The sequence below is a fragment of the Nocardioides sp. genome, from assembly GCF_025965415.1.
GTDB lineage: Bacteria > Actinomycetota > Actinomycetes > Propionibacteriales > Nocardioidaceae > Nocardioides.
In genome coordinates this window covers 1-15,652 of the sequence record NZ_JAOPWY010000121.1, presented here as the reverse complement: position 1 = coordinate 15,652, position 15,652 = coordinate 1, and the positions used below count along the sequence as shown (strand labels likewise).

13 protein-coding genes and 3 pseudogenes are annotated in these 15,652 nt (G+C 69.3%); 10 read left to right on the top strand and 6 right to left on the bottom strand.

Going from position 1 to position 15,652, the window contains the following annotated elements:
• The first annotated feature begins 4 nt into the window (after positions 1 to 4).
• The 3 genes and pseudogenes from JWN97_RS12910 to JWN97_RS21240 form a co-directional block, all read left to right on the top strand.
• A complete protein-coding gene (locus JWN97_RS12910) occupies positions 5 to 394 on the top strand; it encodes a hypothetical protein (RefSeq protein WP_297623144.1) in 390 nt (129 codons plus the stop codon).
• 12 nt (positions 395 to 406) lie between these two features.
• Positions 407 to 1,093, top strand: a pseudogene (locus JWN97_RS21245) (DUF4192 family protein); the annotation flags it as partial.
• Positions 1,089 to 1,244, top strand: a pseudogene (locus JWN97_RS21240) (hypothetical protein); the annotation flags it as partial. The pseudogenes JWN97_RS21245 and JWN97_RS21240, both read left to right, overlap by 5 nt.
• 8 nt (positions 1,245 to 1,252) lie before the next feature.
• Here JWN97_RS21240 and JWN97_RS12905 read toward each other — a convergent pair.
• The 4 genes from JWN97_RS12905 to JWN97_RS12890 form a co-directional block, all read right to left on the bottom strand.
• A complete protein-coding gene (locus JWN97_RS12905) occupies positions 1,253 to 1,531 on the bottom strand; it encodes a hypothetical protein (protein WP_297623143.1) in 279 nt (92 codons plus the stop codon).
• A 221-nt stretch (positions 1,532 to 1,752) separates the two neighbouring features.
• The gene (locus JWN97_RS12900) at positions 1,753 to 2,040 is read right to left on the bottom strand and encodes a zinc-binding dehydrogenase (protein ID WP_297623141.1); all 288 of its coding nucleotides are present in this window, start codon (positions 2,038 to 2,040) and stop codon (positions 1,753 to 1,755) included.
• Positions 2,041 to 2,049: 9 nt separating this feature from the next.
• On the bottom strand, positions 2,050 to 2,751 hold the full coding sequence (locus JWN97_RS12895) for an NAD(P)-dependent alcohol dehydrogenase (RefSeq protein ID WP_297623139.1): 702 nt from the start codon (positions 2,749 to 2,751) through the stop codon (positions 2,050 to 2,052).
• 38 nt (positions 2,752 to 2,789) lie between these two features.
• Positions 2,790 to 3,434: a DJ-1/PfpI family protein gene (locus JWN97_RS12890; RefSeq protein WP_297623138.1), complete on the bottom strand. Its 645-nt coding sequence runs from the start codon at positions 3,432 to 3,434 to the stop codon at positions 2,790 to 2,792.
• Between the two features lie 144 nt (positions 3,435 to 3,578).
• On the opposite strand from JWN97_RS12890, the gene JWN97_RS12885 reads away from it, so the two are divergent.
• The 4 genes from JWN97_RS12885 (at position 3,579) to JWN97_RS12870 (ending at position 11,034) form a co-directional block, all read left to right on the top strand.
• Entirely contained in the window at positions 3,579 to 6,296 is a 2,718-nt protein-coding gene (locus JWN97_RS12885; protein WP_297623136.1) for a LuxR family transcriptional regulator, read from the top strand.
• Between the two features lie 117 nt (positions 6,297 to 6,413).
• Positions 6,414 to 7,766, top strand: coding sequence for an alpha/beta hydrolase (locus JWN97_RS12880; protein WP_297623134.1), 1,353 nt, complete (start codon positions 6,414 to 6,416; stop codon positions 7,764 to 7,766).
• A 305-nt stretch (positions 7,767 to 8,071) separates the two neighbouring features.
• Positions 8,072 to 9,484: an MFS transporter gene (locus JWN97_RS12875; protein WP_297623132.1), complete on the top strand. Its 1,413-nt coding sequence runs from the start codon at positions 8,072 to 8,074 to the stop codon at positions 9,482 to 9,484.
• 110 nt (positions 9,485 to 9,594) lie between these two features.
• The gene (locus JWN97_RS12870) at positions 9,595 to 11,034 is read left to right on the top strand and encodes an MFS transporter (protein WP_297623130.1); all 1,440 of its coding nucleotides are present in this window, start codon (positions 9,595 to 9,597) and stop codon (positions 11,032 to 11,034) included.
• Positions 11,035 to 11,339: 305 nt separating this feature from the next.
• Here JWN97_RS12870 and JWN97_RS12865 read toward each other — a convergent pair whose 3' ends face one another.
• Positions 11,340 to 11,471, bottom strand: coding sequence for a hypothetical protein (locus tag JWN97_RS12865; RefSeq protein WP_297623127.1), 132 nt, complete (start codon positions 11,469 to 11,471; stop codon positions 11,340 to 11,342).
• A gap of 203 nt (positions 11,472 to 11,674) precedes the next feature.
• On the opposite strand from JWN97_RS12865, the gene JWN97_RS12860 reads away from it, so the two are divergent.
• The 3 genes from JWN97_RS12860 to JWN97_RS12850 all read left to right on the top strand — a co-directional run bounded on the left by JWN97_RS12860 (position 11,675) and on the right by JWN97_RS12850 (position 15,266).
• Positions 11,675 to 14,041 (top strand): heavy metal translocating P-type ATPase, encoded by a 2,367-nt coding sequence (locus JWN97_RS12860; protein WP_297623125.1) that lies wholly within the window; start codon positions 11,675 to 11,677, stop codon positions 14,039 to 14,041.
• A gap of 34 nt (positions 14,042 to 14,075) precedes the next feature.
• Complete coding sequence (locus tag JWN97_RS12855) at positions 14,076 to 14,555, top strand: hypothetical protein (RefSeq protein ID WP_297623123.1); 480 nt, start codon at positions 14,076 to 14,078, stop codon at positions 14,553 to 14,555.
• Positions 14,556 to 14,642: 87 nt separating this feature from the next.
• Positions 14,643 to 15,266 carry a DUF305 domain-containing protein gene (locus JWN97_RS12850; protein ID WP_297623121.1) on the top strand — a complete coding sequence of 208 codons (624 nt, stop codon included), beginning with the start codon at positions 14,643 to 14,645 and terminating at the stop codon, positions 15,264 to 15,266.
• Between the two features lie 260 nt (positions 15,267 to 15,526).
• Here the strand turns inward: JWN97_RS12850 and JWN97_RS12845 are convergent.
• Positions 15,527 to 15,652 (bottom strand): annotated as a pseudogene (locus JWN97_RS12845) (integrase core domain-containing protein); the annotation flags it as partial.

Below are 15,652 nucleotides of genomic sequence, written 5' to 3'. Positions count from 1 at the left end.
CCGGATGAGTCAGCAAACGATCAGACAGCAGGCGCGGCGTACAGCACGAGAGATGGCCGAAAGGCGTCGACGCGAACGGATTGACGGAGAAGCGCGGACGATCGCGCTGGCCGAACAGGTCATGGTCGCGATCGGTGAACGGGACGCGGCAGTGGCCGCGACCGAGAAGCGAGCGGCGGCTGCGCTGCGTCAATTGACGGACGCCGAAGGGTTGAGTCTTAAGGAGGCCGTCGAATGGTGCGGCGAGACGCTGACCGCTCGTGAAGCAACGAGGCTCAGGCGTCTGGTCGCCAAGGACGCAGGCGCCGTGGACGGCGGGCCCTCCCTCGAGGCCAGCGGCGCCCAACCTCGGCGGCTGTCGGCGCAGGTCGAAGCCAGCGGCGCTGCAGGTTGAGGGGGAGGGGACATGAGCACCCTGGTCATCAGCTCTCACGAGGATGCGATCGCGGCGGTACCGTACGTGCTGGGCTTCCACCCGCAGGAGTCACTGGTGCTAGTGCCTTTCAACCAGGCTCTGCCGTGGGTGCGCGTGGACATCCCAGCGACGGACGCTGACCGCAGTCAGTTGTGGGATGGGAGCCTGCGCGAGGCACTAGTTGCGCACGCGCGGCGCGCCGACGGGCCGGTAGGGATGGCCGTGTTGTGCTTCACCTCCGACCAAGCGAACGCCGCCGCCTCAAGCCACGACATCGGCCGTAGGCTCGGCGAGATCGGCATCAGAACCCCGGTGCGGCTGTGGACCAACGACTCCGTATGGGTCGAGTTCAACACTTCGGCCAACGGTCGCTGCAGCCAAGACGCGGCCGACAAGATGGCCGCAACGAGTGTCTACAGCGGAAGTGCGCGCCCCGCCGCGAGCCGAGAAACGATGGCGGCCAGCATGGCGGGCGACCGAAAGCCGGTGGCCGCCCTGCTCAAGGACGACACGGCGGCCGACGCAACGCCCGCCGCAGAGCGGGAATGGGCCGGAATGCGTGTCGCGGAGTTCCTCGTCGACGGCGCCCGACTCAGCGACGCAGATGCGGCGCGTCTTCTTGTCGCCGTTCAGGCCACGAGCACCCGCGATGCGTTGTGGGGACAGATGACACGTGAGACGTCCCGTGACCATCAGGCGCTATGGATCGACCTCACCCGCCGTGCCCCCCGACCAGGTACGCGCCCCCGCAGCGTCACTAGCCGCGTTCTCCAGCTGGCTGGCAGGCGATGGGGCCAAGGCGTGGTGCGCCCTGGACCAAGTGCCTGTCGACCAGCCCTACTCAATGGCCGCGATCGTAGCCGGCGTCTTGGAAGCCGCGCTGCCGCCCAGCGAGTGGGAAGACCACCGGACGGCGCTCGCGGGACTTACGTCTGCGTTGGACGAGTCTTTCGTCCCGCCTCCTATCGCGGCCTCCCAGCGCCACGCGCTGCCGAGCGGTGGGTCGAGCGTCGGTCGTTGTGCGCCCCCGCGGTAACAGGCTGCCAGGAAGACGGCGATCATGATGAGCGCTGCGGAGGTGATGGTCCGTCCCGATCCGGCGAGGCCCCGGGCCACGGACTCGGCCTTGTCGCCGGTCGCGGCGTACTCCTCCCGGATGCGGGAGAGCAGGAAGACCCGTAGGCCATAGAGAGCCCGAAGAGGATCGGGAACATGATCACGATGATGAGCGAGGTGTTGTCCAGCCCTAAGAGCGCTTTGGTTGGGGTCTGTACACGCTCGTGCTCCTCGGACTGGTGATCGTGTTGGCTCGACGGAGCACCCGTAGCCGCCAGTGATTAGAGCGTGATGGCGACCTTCCCGCGGATCGCTCCGTCCTCTAGGTGCCGCATGGCCTCGGCTGCCCGCTCGAGCGGGTAGCAGCGGTCCAAGGCAGGGATGAGCTGACCGGCCCCGATGAGCTGAGTGAGTCGCTCGTAGTCACCGCCGCGCTCACGCGCCATCAGCAGGACAAGTCTCTGCCGCAGGAAGGGTGAGAGCAGGGCCCCTCGCAGCTGGCGGCTCATCCCCGTGATCGCGCCGCTGCCCTCGCCTCCCATGAAGACAACCGTTCCGCGAGGAGTCAACGCGCGCCGCTATCGGCGTGCGGACGGATTGCCCGCGACGTCCAGGACGAGGTCGTAGCGACGTGTCCCGTCGGCCCAGTCGTCGCGGGTGTAGTCCAAGACATGATGGGCGCCCATGGCGGTCACATGATCCGTCTTGGCGCGGCTGCAGACTCCAGTCACCTCGGCGCCGAGGCTGACGGCCAGCTGTACCGCGTAGCCGCCGACGCCCCCAGAGGCCCCGGTCACCAGCACGGACTGTCCGGGCGACACTCTCGCGACGGTGAGGGCCTGGAGCGCGGTTCCTGCCGAGATCGGCACGACGGAAGCCTGGGCGAAGGAGAGGCCAGCCGGCATGAGGGCCAGCTTCTCCTCACCCGCGACGGCGTACTCCGCGAACGCGCTAGGGGCGACGCCGTACACCTCGACCCCGGGGACGAACCTGGTCACGCCGGCACCCACGGCGGCCACCGTGCCGGCGACGTCGCGGCCGGGCACGGCGTTCTTCGGTCGGCGGAGGCCGGTAGCGAGCCGAACGGCGTACGGCTTGCCGGTCATCAGGTGTTCGGTGCCGCGGTCGAGCCCGGCGGCGCGGACACGGATCAGCACCTGACCGTCGCGGACCACGGGACGAGGCACCTGCCCGAGCCGCATGACGTCGGAGCCGCCGTAGCGGGCCTGCGTAATCGCCAGCATCGTGGCGGTCTCGGTGGCGGGGATGTGAGAGCTCATGTCCTTGTCCTTCTCGGTGTCGTGGAGGGTGATGTGGATCAGACCGGAGGCATCGGGTCGTACTGGAGGTAGCGACGGACCTCGCGGGCGCGGTCGACGACCGCGAGGCGCGCCACCAGGTGCAGGGCCATGTCGATCCCGGCGCTCACGCCGGCACTGGTGATGAGGTCGCCGTCGTCGACGAAGCGTGCCTCCACGTCGGTGATGACGGTGGGGTCGAGCTCGGACAGCAGGTTCAGCGATGCCCAGTGGGTGGTCGCCCGTCGCCCCGTCAGCAGGCCGGCCGCCGCATAGACGAGGCTCCCGGTGCAGACCGAAGCCATCAGGGGAACCGCGCTCCGGGCCTTGCGGACCCAGTCGAGGTGAGTCGGGTCTTGGATCATCGGCCTGGTGCCGGGCCCCCCCGGGTGGATGAGCACGTCGAGTAGGGGAGCGTCGTCGAACGAGTGGTGTGCCCCCAGCACCAGGGACTTGGCCCCGACCACGGGGCCACCGTCGACCGACAGGCAGAAGGCGTCCCAGCCGTCCTCGGGATACTGCTGGGTCCAGTGGGAGAGGACCTCCCACGGACCGACCGCGTCCAGCTCCTCGACCCCGTCGAAGACGAGGATGCCGATCTGCCGTCGCCCCTGCTTCCGGGAGTGTCGGTCGTGGGCGGGGTCGGCGGGAAACTGGTCAGGCATCAGGGGGCTCCAAGGGCGAACGGCGGATCGGGGCGAGGTGGCGCCCGATGAGGTCGATCCTGTGGGCTGGACCGGTTGCCTCGCGCCGGCCAAAATGCCGGGTTGTCCGGGCCGGTCGGACCGAGAAGCGTGTAATTTCGGCATGTGCTGGTCGGCCGTGACCCCGAGCGGGCGCTCCTGGCGGCGCTCCTCGCTGAGGCCCGCCACGGAACGGCCCGCAGCCTCGTCGTACGCGGTGAGCCAGGTGTAGGCAAGACCGCGTTGCTCGATGCGCTGGTGGCCGAGGGCGACGGTGCCGTGTTGCTGCGCACCCAGGGCCTCGAAGTCGAGGCGCCGCTCGCGTTCGCCGCCCTGCATCGCCTGCTGCGGCCGCTGTCACGGCTCCGGGCGCACCTTCCGCCGCCTCAGGCGCGGGCACTCGCGATCGCCTTCGGCGAGGACGACGGCCCCTCGGTCGAACCTTTCCTCGTGGGAGTGGCCACCCTCTCGTTGCTGACGGCGGCTGCGGAGGAGACCCCCCTGCTGTGCGTCGTCGACGACGCACACTGGCTGGACCCCGCCAGTGCAGGAGCACTGCTCTTTTGCGCTCGACGCCTCGGTGCGGACCGGGTGGTGATGGTGTTCGGGGCCCGTGACGGTGCGGCCGCAACGTTCGAGGCGCCCGGCTTGGCTGAGGTGACGCTCACCGGGCTCGACGTCGACGCGGCGCGAGCGCTCCTCGCCACCCGGCTGGCCGGTGAACCGGCCGACGAGGTGGCCCAACGCCTCATCGCGGAGACGAGCGGAAACCCCTTGGCCCTGCTGGAGCTGCCCGGCGAGCTCACCGCAGCCCAGCTCGAGGGGACGGCGGCACTGCCGACCACGCTCCACCTCACGGCCCGGGTCGAGCGGGCCTTCCTCGACCGAAGCCGTCAGCTTGCGGGTCCGGTGCAACGCGTGTTGCTGCTGGCGGCAGCTGACGACACCGGCGAGCTCGACGTGCTGCGCCGGGCGGGCGGGCAGTGGGGACTGGACGAGGCCGTCATGCAGGAAGCGTTCGACTCCGGGCTGCTGGTGGACCAAGGCGGTTCGATGTCGCTGCGGCACCCGCTCGTGCGCTCCGCTATCTACCAGTCCGCGGCCGGGATGGAACGACGGGGGGCGCACCGCGCCCTGGCAGAGGCGCTGGCCGGGTCGGGCCACAACGAACGCGAGATCTGGCACCGTGCCAAGGCAGCGGAGGGCCGGGACGAGGACCTGGTCGACTCCCTCGAGGGCGTGGGTGAGCAGTCGCAACGGCGAGGGGGACACGTCGCGGCCCTGGCGGCGTACGAGCGGGCGGCGGAGCTGTCCGGCGACGCGGTACGTCGCGCCCGGCTGAGCTTCGCCGCAGGGCGCAGCGCCTGGGCGTGCGGTCAGGCGGCGCGCGCACAGGCATTCCTTTCGGCGGCCCGGGAGGGCACCGACGACCCCCTCCTGCAGTGCGACGTGGCCCGACTGCGCGGGCACATCGAGGTCAACATCGGCTCCGCAGCCGAGGCGCACCGCGTCTTCGTCGACGCCGCGCACGCGGTCCTCCCGGTCGACCCGGTGCGTGCGCTCGACATCGGAGTCGCCGCGGCAGTCATGCGCACCTTCGGTGCCGACAGCGGTACGCCGTTGCGCTCCGAGGACCTCCTGACGGCCACCACCGCAGACACCTCCCCGCGAACACGCTGCCTGCAACAGATGCTCGGGGCGATGACCCTGGTGGCGGACGCGGACTGGGCAGCGGCGATGGATGCCCTGGACGTCGCGCTCGAGATCGGCAAGGACGTCGATGACCGTGACGTCCTGTGGAACCTCGGCAACGCCGCGCTCCAGCTCGGTGACGAAGCCCGTCAGCAGCAGTTCTACTCCTTCGCGCTCTCACGGGCACGGGAGGCGGGCGCGGCCACAGCCGTCATCTACTGCCTGCAGCGGCTCTGCTTCGGCTACTGGACGACCGGCGACCACGTCGCGCTGCGGGTCAGTGCCGAGGAGGCCGTAGCGCTGGGCGCAAACATCGGGCAGTCCGCCGTCACTGCGCTCCCGATCGCCTGGCTGGTGCTCCTGGCCGCCCAGCGGGACCGGGACGACTACGACGAGCTGCTACAGCATCTCGAGGGGGTGGTCGCCGCGCATCCGCTGGGCATCATGGCCGATCCGGTCCACGACCTGACGCGGTGGGCGATGGGCGTTCGCGCGGCCAGCGCGGGGGACACGTCCGGTGCCTTCCACCAGCTCGGTCGGCTGCGACTTCCGGTCCTCCAACGACTGGCCGCGACGGAGCGGATCGAGGCCGCGGTCCGCGCAGGGGAGGTGGGGACAGCACTGGCTTGGACCGACGAGCTCGCTACATTCGCCGAGGCGACCGGGAGGCCATGGGCGCTCTCCGCGGTGTCGTTCGGTCGGGCCGTGACAGCCGAGACCGGTGCGGAGCGTCTGTTCGAGGAGGCGTTGGCGCACGGCTCGCGCGGTGATCGTCCGGTCGACGTGGCCCGCGTCCAGTTGGCGTACGGCGAGTGGCTGCGCCGCAGCCAGCGGCGCGTCGACGCACGCGTCCACCTGCGGCGTTCGTTCGAGACCTTCCAGGACGTGCGGGCCGAGGCGCTGGCATCGCGTGCGGACCAAGAGTTGCGCGCCTCCGGTGAGACCGCCCGCAAGCGCGATCCCTCCACGTTGCTGCAGCTCACACCGACGGAGCTCAAGATCGCCCAGCTCGTCAGCTCGGGCTTGTCCAACAAGGACGTGGCCGCGCAGTGCTGGATCTCTCCCCGCACGGTCGCGTTCCACCTGCGCAACGTCTTCGCCAAGGCCGGCGTCACTTCGCGCGGCGAGCTGGCCCGACTCGACCTCGCCTGAGGCGGCCGTCGCGCCCGTCGCGCACATCCCGGTCATCTGGCCGGGGTGATGGCGCGGCTGTGCGCCCACTCTCGTCAGCAGTGCCACACACCCCTTCACTGCGAGAGCGAGACGCCCATGAGCACCGATGTGCACCACAGCGTGCGATCGACCCACGCCAGCCCCGGGGGCCGCCCGGTCACCCGGGTCGTCCTCGGCTCCTTGGCCACGGGAGTCGCAGTCGCGGTCCTCCTGACGATGGTGGTCGTCCCGGGCGCCACTGAAGGGGTGACCACTGGTGCGGCGTTGATCGGCTTCGGTCTCGGCTGGGCAATGCTCCGCGCTCTCGCCTCGCGGACGCGCAGCCCTCAAACCTGGGCTGCGGTCCCAGCGGTCTCGATGACCTTCACGGGCGCTGTCCTGATGGCTGTCGCCCCCTCCGACCACACACTCACCGTGCTCACGTGGGTGTGGCCGCCGCTCGTGCTGGCGCTGACCGGGTGGACGTACGTCCACATGCGGCGTGCGCTGACGGGTCCGGGCCGCTGGCTAGTGACGTCGGCGCTGGTCCTTCTCGCAGCCGCCTCGGTGGGGGCCGGAGTCAGGACCGTCACCACGGACTCCTTCGCCGGCACCTATCCGGCGCCGGGCACGGTCCGTTCCGTGGGCGACCACGACCTCCACATCGACTGTCGCGGCCAGGGCCGGCCGACCGTGGTCCTCTTCAGCGGCCTCGGCGAGTTCTCCGGGTCTTGGGCCCGGATCCTCGACGGGGTCTCGCCCACCACTCGGGTCTGCGCCTACGACCGCGCGGGACAAGGGTGGAGTGACGACGTCGGAGATCCCCAAGACGGGATCGCCGCCGCCGCGGACCTCCGAGCACTGCTCGTGGCGGCGGGGGAGAGCGGCCCGTTCGTGCTGGTCGGCCACTCGATCGGCGGTCCCTACGCGATGACGTACGCCGGCCAGTACGCCGACGAGGTGGCCGGGATGGTGCTGCTCGACAGCACGAGTCCCCACCAGTTCGACGTGATCCCCAGCTATCCGTTGCAGTACGCCATGATGCGACGCGCGTACGGCGTCCTGCCCACGCTGGGGCGGCTGGGGCTCGGAGCGGTGCTGGCCGGTTCACACCTTCGCGCCGGCGACGCGGCCCCCGTGGACGCCATGTCGGCCACGACACGCGCCGGCCGCAATGCGCGTGACGAGCTGTCAATGCTGCCCGTGGTGTTCCGGCAGGCCCAGGCGCTCAGCGACCTGGACGACCGTCCCTTGGTCGTGCTGACCAGCGCGGACACCGCTGACGACACCGACGGCTGGACCGAGGCGCAGGAGCGCATGGCAGGCCTGTCCACCAACGCCATCACCCACGAGGTGGCGGCCAGCCATGCCGGAATGGTCGAGGACCCCGTGGGGGCCGTCGCATCCGTGCAGGCCATCGCCGCTGTCGTGCGCGCGGTCCGCACGGGAACACCTGTCGCGAGTCGCTGACCCCGCTGGCCGCGCAACCCGGCCATTCGACCGGTTCGAGCGCCGGCGTCCAGCGACATCGTGGACACATCGGCCGGCAACGGCGCCAACCAACCCAACCATCTCAGGCGGTGAGCACAATGAACATGATCTCGACGATCCCGGTCACGACGCAGGTGACGCCCCCGGCGGGAGACGCCCCCGACGTGTGCTGGTGCGGACAGGACCTGGACCGCGTCCGCGGCCGTCACTGCTCCCGGTGCGGCACAGCCCGCGCAGTCCGACCTGTCTCCATCCTCTCCCGACTCGCCGCGTGAGGAGCCACCATGAGCACCGCAACGACACCCCTTCCGACGCAGCCGGTGACGACCATGACCCGCCATGGTCGAGTGACGCTCGGCCTGCTCGTCTCGGCACAATTCCTCGTGATGCTCGACGGCTCGATCGTGAATGTCGCGCTGCCCTCGATCCAGCAGGACCTCGGCTTCGGTCCCGCGGCCGTGACCTGGGTCGTCAATGCCTACGTTCTCGCCTTCGCAGGGCTCCTGCTGCTGTCCGGAAGGGCCGCAGACCTCATCGGTCGCCGCCGCATCTTCCTCCTGGGGGCATCCCTCTTCACGGCAGGCACCCTGCTCGCGGCATTGGCGGTGAACAAGGAGCTGCTGATCCTGGGCCGCGTCGTGCAGGGCATCGGCGCCGCCGGCCTCAGCCCGGCCGCGATGTCCCTCCTGTTGGCCACGTTCCCACCCGAGCAACGCGCCCGGGCGATGGGAGCGTGGGGCGCCGCCTCCACGCTGGGCGGAGCCACGGGTGTGGTGTCAGGGGGTGTCCTCGCCGGAACCGTCGGTTGGCGGGCAGTGTTCCTCGTGACTGTCCCCGTGTCACTGGCTGCCGTGGCGCTCGGCCGACGGGTGCTGGCAGAGGATGCGGTGGGTGTCCGCCGTACGGTCGACTGGGCGGGTGCCGCCGCGGTCACGGGCGCTGTGATCACGCTCGTGCACGGCGCCGTCGACGCCGTCGACCACCCCTGGACCTCGCCGCGGGTCGCCGGCCTGCTGTCCGTCTCGCTGGCACTGATGGCCATCTTCGTGGTCATCGAGCGGCGGGCCGCAGATCCGCTGGTCCCGCTCGAGCTCTTCCGCTCCCGCAGGTTGCGGACGAGCACGGCTGTTGCGCTGCTCGGCGGAGCGTCCCGCGCCTCGACCTTCGTGCTGGTGGCGCTCTACTTCCAGCAGGTCCTCGCCATGTCCCCGGAGCAGGCGGGCTTCGCCATGGTCCCCACCTCCCTGACGGGGTTCGCGGTCTCGGTGACGGTGCTGCCGCGCCTGCTCGGCGCCGTCGGACCGGTGCGCAGTCTCGTCCTGGGACTCGTCGTCCTTGCCTCCGGCCACCTCTGGCTGGCGTACGTGCCGTCAGGTTCCGGGTACGCCGTCGCGATCCTCCCGGGCCTGCTCCTCGTCGCCACCGGCGTCGCGCTGAGCTTCACCCCCACCACGATGGCCCTGGCATCTGCCGTGCCCGGAACGCACACGGGCCTGGCCTCCGGTCTCGCTGGGGCCTCTATGCAGGTCGGTGGCGCTCTCGGAACTGCCCTGTTCATCGTCGTCGGACTCGCAGCCGGTCACCCGGTCGACGGCGCCCTCGACACCTCGGGCTTCTCCGCGGCGTTCACGGCCGCCGCCCTCGTGTCGCTCCTGACCGCCGCCCTGGGATCGACGCTCGCGCGACCGAGCGCGTAACTCCGGCGATCCCGGCCACGTGACCGGGGCGACCGGGCCGCCACCCCCGGAGAGTCACCAGCACATCCACCGCACCGCTCGCTACTCACCACTCACACCTGGAGGCACCCATGCACGGACACCACGGCACCGCCGTCGAGGCGGACGCCCACACCGACACACGACCCTGGGGACCGATGATCGTGGCACTCGTCGCTCAGGTCCTCGTCGTCATTGACATCTCGGTCGTCAACACCGCGATGCCCACCATCGGCCACGAACTGGGACTGGCCAGCAGTGACCTGCAGTGGGTCGTCACCGCTTACCTCCTGATGTCCGGTGGCATCCTGCTCCTCGGAGGTCGGATCGCCGACCTGGTCTCCCGACGCGCGGTCTTCCTCACAGGGCTGACCCTATTCACCGTCGCGTCCCTGTTCACCGGCTTCTCCGGGAGCGCGGCGGAGCTCATCGGCGGGCGTGCCGCTCAGGGAGCCGCAGCGGCCCTCATGACGCCGGCGGCCCTGTCCATCATCAGCACCACCTACACCGGTACGCAGCGGGCGCGCGGCCTCGCGCTCTGGGGCGCGATCGGCGGCCTGGGCATCGCCGTCGGCGTCGCGCTTGGCGGCGTCCTCACCACCTGGACCAGCTGGGAAGCGATCTTCTGGATCAACGTGCCCGTCGGGGTGCTCGCCATCGTCGGCACTCTCCATGTCGTCGCGAAGGACCCGAAGGGACCCGCCGGCTTGGCTGCGTTCGACGTCCCTGGAGCCCTGGTCGGTGTCGGCTCGCTCGGCACCTTGATGTTCACGCTGGCTCGCGTCGAGTCCGAAGGCTGGACCTCCGTCCCGACCGCCATCGGACTGGGCGCCGCCGCGAGCCTGATGGTCGCGTTCGTGGTTCTCGAGCGGCACGCAGAGCAGCCCCTCGTGCACCCGCACACATGGAAGATCTCGAGCCTGGTGTCGAGCACGACGGTGATGCTCGGGATCACCGGACTCCTCATGTCGGTGGTGTTCCTGACGTCGATCTTCGGGCAGACCGCGCTCGGCTACTCCGCACTGGAGTCGGGGCTCGCGTTCCTCCCGCTCGCCGCCACGCTCGTCCTCGGCACTCACCTGGCCGCGCGCGGCAGCGCCCATCTCCCGGTCCGGACCATCGCCGCAGTCGGCCTCGCCGTCGTCGCTGGCGGTGGCCTGCTCTTGTCGCGTGCCGACACCGCGTCCTCGTACGTTGGCGGACTGCTGCCGGGGCTGTGCATCGTCGGACTCGGGGCGGGCTTGGTGTTTGCAGCGGTTGCCGGCACGGCCCTGAACGGCATTCCGGCGGAACACGCCGGGATGGCATCCGGCTTCCTGATGACGGGACACGAGGTCGGCGCAGCCCTCGGGGTGGCCGTCCTGTCGGCCATCGCCGGCAATGCCGGCACCCTCACCGCGGCCTCGGGCGTCGTCGAGGCCTACTCCCGTGGCTCGGTGGCCATCACGGCGATCGCCCTGGCCTTCGCCGCGCTGGCCGTCGTCCGGATGCCCGCGGGAAAGGCCGACGCCGCCCACATGCACCTGCACTGAGAGTTCTCACGAACGAGCAACACCAGAGACCTCCCCGGACAGCAGCAGCTGCCCGGGGAGTTGCTCCGACTGAGCGAAGCACGACGCACGTGTTGTCCTCTCCCTCATGGGACCCCCGCTGCCGGGATTGGACGCGGCGGGACAGTCAGGTCAGTACCGGGACGCGCGCCCGCACGTCAGACGTCGTCGAGGCAGCGGTGCGGGTCCCCCTCGACGTGATGCCAGGCATCCAGTCCAGCCAGCTGGGCAGGTACAGCTACAGCGGCCGAGGAGCGTCGTCGCTGCGGGCACGACCACCATGCGGATCAGCGTGGCCTCCGCGAGCAGGCCACGCCCACTCCGAAGCCCATCAGCTGGATCATCACCAGCTCGCCCGTCGCGAAGCCTGTGAAGACGACCACGATGATCAGCGCGGCGCCGGTACAGCAGGACGACATTGGGTCGTGGCGGGACCCGAAGGTGCGCGTAAGGCGATCGCTGCGAGGAGCGCGTTGCGGAGCACTCCCGATCCGCGCCCGGACGCATCCGACGACGACGCCTTCGATCGAAAGCCCGAGCAGCTAGGTCCTTCTGCTTCTTCGTCTTGAGGTTGGGGCCGTCTGGCTCTTGACGGTATACCCCTAGGGGGTATCGTCGAAGTATGACCAGCCATCCGACCCACCACGATGCGCCCCCCACATCGACCGGCACGGACCCGGTGTGCGGCATGGACGTGAACCCTGCAACGAGCACGCTCACGGCGGTGCACGATGGGGAGACGTTCCACTTCTGCTCCGCAGGGTGCCAAGCGAAGTTCGAGGCGAACCCCGCCCAGTACGCCGGGCATGCGGGACACGTCGGCCACGCTGGGCATGAGGCAGCCGCCGTGATTGAGGTTCCTACGGGGGCTGAGGTGGCGGAGTACACGTGCCCGATGCACCCCGAGATCCGCCAGCCGGGACCCGGGTCGTGCCCCATCTGCGGGATGGCGTTGGAGCCGGTCCTGGTGACAGCCGACACCGGCCCGAACGCCGAGCTCGCCGACATGACCCGCCGGTTCTGGGGCGGTGTCGTGCTGTCCATCCCGGTCCTCATCCTCGGGATGGGTGGGGACCTGTTCCCAGCGATTCACGACCTGATCTCCCCGCGAACCTCTGCGTGGGTGCAGCTGGTGTTGGCGACACCGGTGGTGTTGTGGGCCGGGTGGCCCTTTTTCCAGCGGGGCTGGACGTCAGTTCGGACCATGCATCTGAACATGTTCACGCTGATCGCGATGGGCACCGGTGTGGCGTGGTTGTTCAGCGTGGTCGCCACGGTCGCGCCGGATATCTTCCCTGAAGCGTTCCGCATGGACGGCGCTGTCGATGTCTACTTCGAAGCCGCCGCCGTCATCACCACCCTCGTCCTGCTGGGGCAGGTTCTGGAACTACGCGCCCGTGAACAAACCTCCGGTGCCATCAAGGCGCTGCTCGACCTGAGCCCCAAGACGGCCCGACGGGTCCGTGACGACGGCACCGACGAAGAGGTGGCCCTGGACGAGGTGCAACTGGGTGACCGGTTGCGGGTCCGACCGGGCGAGAAGGTCCCGGTCGACGGCACGGTCGAAGAAGGACGCTCCTCCGTCGATGAGTCCTTGCTGACCGGTGAGTCGATGCCGACCACCAAGACCATAGGAGACACGGTCATCGGCGGCACCATCAACCAGACCGGGTCACTCGTCATGGTCGCCGAGAAGGTCGGTCGCGACACCATGTTGGCCCGCATCGTGCAGATGGTTGCCGACGCTCAACGCTCCCGTGCACCCATTCAGCGGATGGCAGACCGGGTCGCCGCCGTCTTCGTTCCCGTTGTCATCACCATCGCCGTCGTCGCGTTCGCCGTGTGGGCGCTTGTTGGCCCTGACCCACGACTGGCACACGCCCTCGTCGTGGCGGTCGCGGTCCTCATCATCGCCTGCCCGTGTGCCCTCGGGCTCGCCACACCGGTGTCCATCATGGTCGGTGTGGGACGCGGAGCGCAGATGGGTGTCCTCATCAAGAACGCCGAAGCGCTGGAGCGGATGGAGAAGGTCAACACCCTCGTGGTGGACAAGACCGGCACCCTCACCGAAGGACGCCCTTCCGTCACCCATATCGGTCCCGTCGCCGGCTTCGAAGCTGATGAGCTGCTGCGGCTGGCGGCCGGGGTCGAACGTGCCTCCGAGCACCCGCTGGCTCAAGCCATCGTCAATGCGGCCAACGACAAGCATCTGCCCATCCCGGCGGTGAGCGACTTCGACTCACCCGTCGGACGTGGCGTAGTGGGTGTCGTGGACGGGCGCACCGTCACGCTGGGCAGCGCCGACTTCCTGACCAGCCGGCACATGGACCCGACGGCTCTCCTGAGTGAGGCCGACCGGTTGCGGGGCGACGGTGCCACCGTCATCTTCATCGGCATCGACACCCATGTGGCAGGCATCTTCGCCATCGCCGACCCCGTCAAGGCCACCACCCCCGAAGCAGTCCAAGCGTTGCACGCTGCCGGGATCGAGGTCGTGATGCTGACCGGCGACAACCGGGTCACCGCCGAGGCGGTCGCCCGCAGCCTGGGCATTGACCGGGTGGAAGCCGAAGTTCTTCCCGACCACAAGGCCGACGTGGTGCAACGCCTGCGCGCCGAAGGTCGAGTGGTCGCCATGGCCGGTGACGGTGTCAACGACGCCCCCGCGCTAGCGGCAGCCGATGTCGGCCTCGCCATGGGCACCGGCACCGACGTAGCGATCGAGTCCGCCGGGGTCACTCTGCTCAATGGTGACCTGACCGGCATCGTCCGTGCCCGGCAGTTGTCCGCCGCGACGATGTCGAACATCCGCCAGAACCTCGTGTTCGCGTTCATGTACAACGTGGCAGGCATCCCGATCGCGGCCGGAGTGCTCTACCCGGTGACCGGGCTGCTGCTCTCACCGATGATTGCCGCCGCCGCAATGGCACTGTCCTCAGTCAGTGTCATCACCAACGCCCTGCGCTTGCGCACCCAGCACCTCAACTGACTGCGTCATTACGTAGGACCGTAGGCTGGAAGGGATGAACCCAATGCGCCGAGTCGCAGACACGGTGAGCAGGGCGTTGCCCGCGCTGCTCCCTGTTGTCGTCGCGTCCCTCGTGCTCGGCATCATCGGGATGCACGCCCTGAGCACCCACGGCGTCCTGGGCAACACCGACCACTCCGCCATGACCAGCCCGGTGACCAGTCCCGGGACTGGGGGGCACGGTGACATGTCCACTGGCTCGCTCGCCAGCCTCACCGAAGTGGCCCCCGCTGGCATGGCCAGCACCGCACCGGATGGCGGAGACGGGCACAGCCTTGGCAGCATGGTGATGCTGTGCTTCGCCATGCTTGCCACCACAGCAGCTGCACTCCTGCTGCTGCTCCTGGGCCTGCGTCACAAGCCTCGCGTATGGGCACATCGACCCACCGCCCTCACTAGCGTCACCAGATGGGTCACTGCCCGTCTCGGCACCGGACCACCGTACGTCTGGACCTTCTCCGTCATTCGTTGCTGACAGGTAGCACGCCGCCCACCCGGCCCAACCGGGTGATGCGGCACGCGCTGCCCATTTCAGACACGCCTGACTACAGGAGACACCTTTATGCGTACCAACCGCACCACCCGCGCCCTCGGCGCGCTCACCATCACCGCAGCGCTGGCATTCACTGCCGCTGCCTGCGGCAACGACGACGCCAACACCGCCACTACGTCGGAGGTGTCCACCACTGAACACAACGACGCCGACGTGGAGTTCGCCTCCAACATGTTGCAGCACCACGCTCAAGCCCTGTCGATGGTCGACCTCACCATCGACCGGCCCCTCGACCCCGAGGTGCAGCAGTTGGCTGAGCAGATCCGCGAAGCCCAAGCTCCCGAGATTGAGACGTTCACGGACTGGCTCACCGACTGGGACGAGGAAGTTCCCGAAACCGTGCGGGACCACTCCAACGCGGGTCACGACATGGACGACATGGGCGAGTCGATGAACGACGACAACATGGCGGGAATGATGAGCTCCGACGACATGGGAGCACTCGAAGACGCCTCGGATGCGGACTTCCAGACCATGTGGTTGGAGATGATGGTGGAGCACCACGAGGGCGCCGTGGAGATGGCGAAGGCCGAACAGAGCGACGGACAGTACATGGCCGCCGTCGACCTTGCACGCAGCATCGTGACGTCACAGACGGCCGAGATCGACACGATGAAGGCACTGCTGTCCTGACCGCCAGGTGACAAGTGGGGCGGGCGGCGGAGCAACCTCCGCCCGCCCCCTGGCCTCTCTCGTCCCAACGAGGTGCCTGAGGGCAGTGCCAGGCACCCTGTCCTTGTCGCCTCGCTGTCCACACCCGCACTCGGCACGTACGGACACTGAAGACCGCGGCACGCCCGGCTGCGTCCGAAGGCTTCGCAGATGGGTTGAGTGGGCGCTGTGGCCTCGAAGCACGGATGAGTCGAGAACGAGGGGTCCGGCGTGACCCAGCTGTGATGCCCAGCCAGGTTGTTCAACCTGGCGATGGGGGCGGCCTTCCCGATTGCTGAGTGGGGCCGGTGGTGGTTGTACTCGTGGATCCATGCTGGCAGAGCGGCGAGTCGGGCGGATTCGGAGTT